The organism is Simplicispira sedimenti (assembly GCF_022760965.1).
GTDB lineage: Bacteria > Pseudomonadota > Gammaproteobacteria > Burkholderiales > Burkholderiaceae_C > Simplicispira > Simplicispira sedimenti.
The window spans coordinates 1-1,051 of record NZ_JAKVIJ010000028.1 but is presented as its reverse complement, the minus strand read 5'-3'; the positions used below and the strand labels follow the sequence as shown (position 1 = coordinate 1,051).

Below are 1,051 nucleotides of genomic sequence, written 5' to 3'. Positions count from 1 at the left end.
GCACAGCGTAAAAAGGCCGCGTGAATCGTGGGTTAAGAGCTACACGAAACAGGGGCAAGGTCAGTGGTAAAGCATGGTGCGATCCTCCTGCTGCTCAAATGCGCAGCTTAGGCGCGGCCTGCGACAAATTGCGCCGCTAAGAAGCCACTGCGGCGAACCGCTCCCCTACAGAGCAGCAGAGCAGTCACCATAGGCTTGGAGCACCTTCAGACCGGCAGCAGCTTGACGGGTGGCTTCCAACCTTTGGCACTGGCTCGGCGCACAAATTTTTTGTCATCGAACGTGGCCACGCTGCTGCAATGGCGGCTGGATGCGTGGTGCAGCGCATCGGCAAAGTCGAACCCATCACCCAATGCGGCGGTGGCCAGTTCCACCGCTAGACGGTCTTCCAACTCCAGGTTGGGCATCGTCAACAAATGCGTGAGCACCGCCAGCACATCTTTGGGCGGGCTCTTGTAGTAGCCGCGCAGCACCCACTCCAGCTCCAGCACCACGGTTTTGCTCACAAACAGGGATTTTCCGCTTTCCAACAACTTTCTGGCCGCTGCGCTTTGCTTTTGAGAGGGCGCATCGCTGCTGGCCACGTAGTAGCGGGCCAACACGTTCGTGTCCAGCGCGATCATGGCGCTTCAGTGACCAGACCGGCCACATCAAAATCTGCGGGAACCCCTTTGCGCCGACTTTGGACCATCCCAAAGCCGCTGTCCTGCGCATGTCGAACCGAGCGCGCAGGCCGCAGGGCAATGTGATCACCTTCGATCTCGAACGTCACCGCCATGCCTTGCTTGAGTCCAAAATGCTGGCGCACATCGCGCGGAATGGTGACTTGTCCTTTGCTGGTTAGCGTGGTTTGCATGGCAATGCCCCAAAAAGTATTACCTTGTAATACTAACATACCGACGTGTGATTCCATACCTCCAACCGCAAGGCCTCTTGCGACTCCGGCGCCAGCACGCCCATACGCACCACGCCCGGTAGGCCGAACGAAGCGCAGTCGCGCAGCTTGATGCCCTGCGCGCGCAGGGCGTGCAGCAGCGAGGGCAGATCGGCC

General features: G+C 59.5%; 2 protein-coding genes and 1 pseudogene. All 3 read right to left on the bottom strand.

The window, feature by feature from the left end:
- Positions 1 to 206: 206 nt before the first annotated feature.
- Positions 207 to 623, bottom strand: a complete 417-nt coding sequence (locus MJ602_RS16660) for a type II toxin-antitoxin system VapC family toxin (protein ID WP_243021864.1) — start codon at positions 621 to 623, stop codon at positions 207 to 209.
- Positions 620 to 913, bottom strand: a complete 294-nt coding sequence (locus MJ602_RS16655) for an AbrB/MazE/SpoVT family DNA-binding domain-containing protein (protein ID WP_243021863.1) — start codon at positions 911 to 913, stop codon at positions 620 to 622. The genes MJ602_RS16660 and MJ602_RS16655 overlap by 4 nt, the downstream gene beginning before the upstream one ends.
- Positions 889 to 1,051, bottom strand: a pseudogene (locus MJ602_RS16650) (aminotransferase class I/II-fold pyridoxal phosphate-dependent enzyme); the annotation flags it as partial. The gene MJ602_RS16655 and the pseudogene MJ602_RS16650, both read right to left, overlap by 25 nt.